5 protein-coding genes are annotated in these 5,990 nt (G+C 40.6%); 3 read left to right on the plus strand and 2 right to left on the minus strand.

The window, feature by feature from the left end; genetic code table 11:
• Positions 1-121: 121 nt before the first annotated feature.
• From IEY42_RS21440 to IEY42_RS21450, 3 genes are all read left to right on the plus strand, one after another.
• On the plus strand, positions 122-1,099 hold the full coding sequence (locus tag IEY42_RS21440) for a transposase (RefSeq protein ID WP_188927227.1): 978 nt from the start codon (positions 122-124) through the stop codon (positions 1,097-1,099).
• A gap of 309 nt (positions 1,100-1,408) precedes the next feature.
• Entirely contained in the window at positions 1,409-1,828 is a 420-nt protein-coding gene (locus IEY42_RS21445) for a colicin immunity domain-containing protein (RefSeq protein ID WP_188927228.1), read from the plus strand.
• A gap of 674 nt (positions 1,829-2,502) precedes the next feature.
• A complete protein-coding gene (locus IEY42_RS21450; protein WP_188927229.1) occupies positions 2,503-3,918 on the plus strand; it encodes a site-specific integrase in 1,416 nt (471 codons plus the stop codon).
• A gap of 787 nt (positions 3,919-4,705) precedes the next feature.
• Here IEY42_RS21450 and IEY42_RS21455 read toward each other — a convergent pair.
• Both IEY42_RS21455 and IEY42_RS21460 read right to left on the minus strand, forming a co-directional pair.
• Positions 4,706-5,164, minus strand: coding sequence for a hypothetical protein (locus IEY42_RS21455; protein WP_188927230.1), 459 nt, complete (start codon positions 5,162-5,164; stop codon positions 4,706-4,708).
• Between the two features lie 151 nt (positions 5,165-5,315).
• Positions 5,316-5,756 carry a hypothetical protein gene (locus tag IEY42_RS21460; protein ID WP_007991293.1) on the minus strand — a complete coding sequence of 147 codons (441 nt, stop codon included), beginning with the start codon at positions 5,754-5,756 and terminating at the stop codon, positions 5,316-5,318.
• Between the last annotated feature and the right edge of the window lie 234 nt (positions 5,757-5,990).

The raw sequence follows: 5,990 nt of genomic DNA on the forward strand, positions 1-5,990 counted from the left end.
AACATCAGTTTGGCGCATTGACGCCGTATTAGGGAACGTCCATCTCATCACCCAAGATTGTTGACTAAATATTGAGCGCTGAACTACGCTTTATTTACCCTTTCACAAACGGTACTTGAAGATGGCCAGACCAAGACAGACAATTGTTAGCCTGGAAGATACACCTTACTATCACTGCTGTTCTCGTGTGGTGCGTAAGGCATTCTTGTGCGGAATTGATAATTCAACAGGTGATAACTTTGAGCATCGGCGTGAGTGGGTTGATTCACGCATTCTTGAATTAGCGACCATCTTTGCTATTGATATTTGTGCCTATGCAGTGATGAGTAACCACTTGCATGTGGTGTTAAAAGTCGATGCTGACAAAGCGAAGCAGTGGTCAGATAAAGAAGTGCTCATTCAATGGCACAAGGGCTTTAAAGGTACGTTGCTCACGCACAAATACCTTAAAGAGGAAGACCTTAACCAGTTTGAACTTCAAACGGTTAATGAATGCATTACTGAATACCGTAAACGCTTAATTGATATCAGTTGGTTTATGCGCTCACTCAGTGAGCCCATCGCCAGAATGGCCAATAAAGAAGATAAGTGTACAGGCCGCTTCTGGGAAGGCCGCTTTAAGTCTCAAGCACTGCTTGATGAAGCTGCAGTTTTAGCCTGTATGGCTTATGTCGATTTAAACCCTGTCAGAGCCAAGATGGCCGCAACCCCGGAAACCTCAGATTATACCAGTATTCAACGACGTATCAATTCAGCGATGAAAGGCGAGCAACCAGCTGAGCTATTACCGTTTGTGGGAAATGAAAGGCTCAATATGCCTAACGGGCTCATGTTCAGCGTGAAAGACTACATTGTATTGGTTGAAGATACCGGTCGGATTATTCGAGATGATAAGCGTGGCGCCATTAGCTCAAGCAGTCAGGACATACTGAATAGGCTAAACATCCCCGCAGAGAATTGGCTTAAAATCACTACAGAGTTTGGTGCATTATTTAAAGGTGCTGTTGGGGCATTACCTGCTTTAACTGAATACTGTGAGCATTTAGAGCGAAAACGACGACAAGGCGCGGCAAATTGTCAACGCTGGCTGTGCGCTTAAGTCATCATCCCCAATCAAATTACAATTTTTCTAACACTTGATATCTATCAAGTTTTTCTGATGTGCTAAATTTCTTAGATGACACATAAATCACTCATTTAACGATAATATTTTAGTCATATCGATAAAAATTGATGAGTTGAGCACATCAATCATAACCCTCGCCAAAGCCATGAAAACGAGTTATGTTATTTGTTCAAGAAATGGGTGGCATCGTTTTTAATAATAATCCGGCGATTAACGCAACAGTGAATTACGCCTACGACAAAGTGGGTAACTTTTTAAAGAAAACCGATTACTGTTCAAGAAATGGGTGGCATCTTTTTAGGGCCGGTTTTTAATAATAATCCGGCGATTAACGCAACAGTGAATTACGCCTACGACAAAGTGGGTAACTTTTTAAAGAAAACCGATTACTGTTCAAGAAATGGGTGGCATCTTTTTAGGGCCGAGGGAGCCTGTAAAAATATGAGTAGAAAAATATTTTATACGCAATTGATGTGTAATTTTCTCAGCAAATCGTTGGACACGGAAGAGTTTCAGAGGGATTTTTTGGAAAACTTTAAGGCTGAGGGCGAGCTCTTCAAGCAAGAAGAGTATGAGGCACTTGAGGGGGTGTTCTATTCTCTCGATATGTACAGCCCTGAAGGTTCGGAAGCTTTTACGGGAGCGGTCAGTTATGATGAACTTGTGTCTGATGTGACTCAGGCGATAAAAAAACTAAGCTAAGCATCAAAATACTAAATAGCAACCTCTTATACATGGTGGGTTGACTGACTGCTATGCCGCATTCAAAAATGATAAAATTACCAGCTTTGCTGGTAATTTTATCATTCCACCCGTTTAAACATTTGCCCCATCATCACAGCTTCACACCTACGTCATCATTACTAGCAATCTTCATCACCGTATAAATTTTTCCAGTTTTCGACTATAATCTCGAAAGTTATGCAGAGCCGAATGAGTAATATCAGCAACTTAGAAGATTACAGAACACCCACCCCAAACACCGAAAACTCGAAAGTTACCAATACCCGCAAATATAAAGATGTTCGTGAACGTGAGTATCTAACATCATCAGAGATTGAACGCATCAGCAAGACAGCGAAGTCCATTATTTATCTTAGCTATAGCCCCATGGATAAAACCAATTTGAATTGACAATTTTTCATTTCAATCATATAGTCAATCTTAGTTAGCAATTGCAGACTTTGAAGATATAAAAATCTGCAACCAAATGAATTTAAACGACTATTTCAACTATTTAATTCGAGAGTTTGGGTTCAAATCCCTATCCCTCCGCCACATTCTAAAGTGAAAAAGCCATTGATAATCAATGGCTTTTTTGCTTTCTAGCATTTGAAAAATCATATTCTCAGACCCAAAACGGATGACTGAGACATATGTACCTATTTCGAGCCACAAATTGTACCTATTACACCCGCATGGTGTTGCCTGCTTATCTGCGTGATAAAGGCTTCTCTGCCGACATCAAAGTATCCTTGCTCACTAAACAGCGCTCAATCGCGATAGGCCGTAACCTTGTCGTTGCGGGTATCTTACGACCATTAATCAGCAACTTAACCCCACAATCACAGCCCGATGCGTTTAAGGAACACGTCAATCAATTGATTAATGATGCCCGTGCAGGCTTTGTTGGAGTAACTGAAACGCTTGATGAAAATGCCAAGCCAGTGCGGGAAATCATTCAGTTTATTCCCACTCGGCCAACGCAATTAGCACATAATAGTGCGACATATGACAATTGTCCCTCACTAACAAACTTGGCATTCTCAAATAATCCGAGTAGTAAAAAGCAAACAAATTCAGTTGCTAACGTCACATTAACGGATGCACTAATTAAGTTTATTGCGTCTAAACAAAAGCAGTCTGTCTCAGTGTTAACGGTAAAGCAGCTTAATCAACGCATAGGCCACTTTATTGAAAGAACCCACCTAGATGATGTATTCGACATAACCAGCGCTGAGGCGATGGAATACAAGGATTGTTTGCTCGAAGAAGGTCGAAGCCATAAGAGTAATAAAGACTACTTAGCTGCGGTGTCGCAGTTCTTTAAATGGTGCAAACTGATGCGCTACACCACCGCAAACCCGTTTGATGAAGTGAAGCTATCAAAGCCAAGTAACCAAGCTGGGCATGATTTAGCGCGTCAGCGCTGGCAACCTGAGCAACTAAAACACGTACTGCAATCACAAGAATTTATCGATAAACACCCTGGCTTTAAATGGATAACACTATTGATGCTGTATCAAGGTTTACGGCCTTCAGAGGCTTGTCAGCTACACAGCAATGATATAACCGTAATCGATGGTATCAGCGTCATTCACGTGACCAATGAAGGCATGAGCCAACAACTCAAAACAGCACAGTCAAAACGAACGGTTCCGCTACATCAAAAACTCATTGAGCTTGGCTTTATTGATTTCGTTCAAACCATTACTGACCGAACATCAAAAAGCTGTCAGTTAAAAAATAGTCATTTAACAAACAGCCCATTATTCCATTATCAACCCAGTAGTGATGGTGTTTGGTCACATAAGTTCTGCCGTGAGTTTGGCAAATTACTCGACCAACTACACTTTATCGCAGGTAAACGACCTACAGCATACTCATTCCGTCACACCTTTATTGATGAACTGAAACAACTGCAAATCGAAGAGTCGATGGTGGCACAGCTTGTTGGACACGTTTATCACAACATCACCTATGGACGATACGGCAAGCAATATGATGTGAAAACACTCAAACCAGTGGTGGATAAAGTCAGTTACACATTGAATTTATTTCTACCAGTATAAGAAGTGGGATTATATGAGAGGATTTTTGCTGAAAAGATAAACCGTAGAGCGTTAATCATGACAACAGCCAGTAAATCCTGAGTGACTTTATACGCCAAAATTTGCTCTCACAGAACCAATAATCAGCCTGAGAAATGATGGGGCCTATCAGCGGCATCATTTCTCAGCCGCACTTATCAAATCCTACGGGCGTAAATCGATAATAAATTTTGCTGAGAAATCGAAATTTCACCTTTTTTCACGTAACTGTTCACTTAAAGAATGCAATTTAAACCGTTTCGCACTCAGTGAGTGCGAAGCCAAAGCAGCCCACTTATTAAGTGGGACTACAACGTAACCCGGTACGCTCCTATCCCACTTTTTGTTCCAAAAAGATCGGATAGGAGCTACGGGCAAGGGGTGAACCCCTTAACCCCAACAGCCACATGCTGCGCATGTGAAAAAGCCAAAAGCGTGAAAGATAAAATCAGCTGGGACACTTTTATATGGTACGCACTGTTTTTATGTACAGTTATAATGGGATTTCATCGATTTACAACTAAAAAACGATTTAAAATCGTTCTTTAGTTGTATCGTATTAAAAATAGAAAAACCGTAATTATCTGATTTTATTGACTTTAATTTTTAGTGTACTGAGCCAAAATTCTACTTTACGCGCAAGCTCGGTTTGTTTTTTGTCTGTTAGGCACAATTAATTGCTTTACTTCAATAAGATAGCAAATGTAGGATGTTAATAATCAATAAGTTAAAGGGCGACATTAATTTTCATTTGCCCTTCAATAAGCTGTTATGTGTACTCATTGATACTCGGCGTGTTACGGGCGACTTGAACTTTCTCTAAAAAGGAATAAGCATCCTCAAGTAAGTCTGTTGGCAAATTCATACTTTTATTAAAGTCAATTCTAGCTGTAAGCGTTTCGAACATGTTGAATTTATTATTCATTTTAGCATCCGCTTCCGGCGTTCCAGTTGTGTCGATTACACTCCCATCACTATTAACCTTTAGAAGTGGCGGGGGGAGGAATGCTGAGCTTAAATCACCCTCGCCAGCTTTCATTAAGGCGCTGGCAAGAGCCATTGACTCGTTGTAGTTCATATTCTTTGGGTCAAATGTTTCGGCAAGTTCACGAGCTAGCGGTTGGTTGGATTGTGTGTTGCCAGTCATCGTTGTTTGGGGCGGCATATTGTTGCCGCTTTTTTGTGTTGGTGTTATAGCTGAAGTCGCTATTGCACTTCCAATTTGCATGGTTAGCCCCTAGTATCATTAGTTAAAAATTAAGTGTTGCAAGGTGTATGCCATTAAACTAGTGAAGCCAAACACATAACAAGTGCAGGCACGGCGACGCCTACTACATTGCGCCTTCGGCTCCATTTCGCAGGCGCGCATGCTGCAAGCGTTATGTGTATATGTTAACTGACGGAGAGGTTTTTGCTATTTGCAATTTATGTAAATAATCTTGAGCAAGCTCTAAGTTGTCATTTGATATACCACGTTGCTGATTAAATTCCATTTGCCCTTTTATCGACTCGAACATATCAAATTTTTCATTCATGATTGCGTCTGATTTAGTTGCATTCCGTAGTGTACCATTATCATTTACTAGTATAAGGGCTTGTGCACCAAAAGTCGCACTAGGTTCATCGGGAAATAATGCACCAGATAATATGGCAGCTTCATTTCGAGACATATTACTTGGGTCTATATATTGGGCTAATTCATGTATAGAGGATACTTCTTGCGCAACCATAGCACTTTGGGTTTTATTGTCCGGCAAAGAATTGCCGGTTTTATATGCTTCTTTTGCCGGAGTCATATAAGTAGTACTGGTAATTTGCATTTTAGCCTCTAAAATAATAAGTTTTCAATTATCAAGCGAAATTTGTGCCAACAGTGTTGTGAGTGTTCTGCTAGACACACATAACAAGAAAATAAACTAGGAAAAATAGAGTTTGCCGATTTTTTGCAAAGAACCGCAAAAAAGCGTCCAACTCAATTTTCCTGTTATTTAGGCGTTAGTGCGTCAAGCAAAGCTTGATGCATCTTGCAGGGTGTAAGTCCCTGTCAGGTAAGG

The organism is Shewanella algicola (genome assembly GCF_014648035.1).
Lineage (GTDB): Bacteria > Pseudomonadota > Gammaproteobacteria > Enterobacterales > Shewanellaceae > Shewanella > Shewanella algicola.

What these genes read in the sequence shown, in the direction of transcription:
- IEY42_RS21450 (WP_188927229.1), top strand. Translation starts at nt 2,503, where the DNA reads ATGTACCTATTTCGAGCCACAAATTGTACCTATTACACCCGCATGGTG.
- IEY42_RS21440 (WP_188927227.1), top strand. Translation starts at nt 122, where the DNA reads ATGGCCAGACCAAGACAGACAATTGTTAGCCTGGAAGATACACCTTAC.
- IEY42_RS21460 (WP_007991293.1), bottom strand. Translation starts at nt 5,756, where the DNA reads ATGCAAATTACCAGTACTACTTATATGACTCCGGCAAAAGAAGCATAT.
- IEY42_RS21445 (WP_188927228.1), top strand. Translation starts at nt 1,409, where the DNA reads ATGGGTGGCATCTTTTTAGGGCCGGTTTTTAATAATAATCCGGCGATT.
- IEY42_RS21455 (WP_188927230.1), bottom strand. Translation starts at nt 5,164, where the DNA reads ATGCAAATTGGAAGTGCAATAGCGACTTCAGCTATAACACCAACACAA.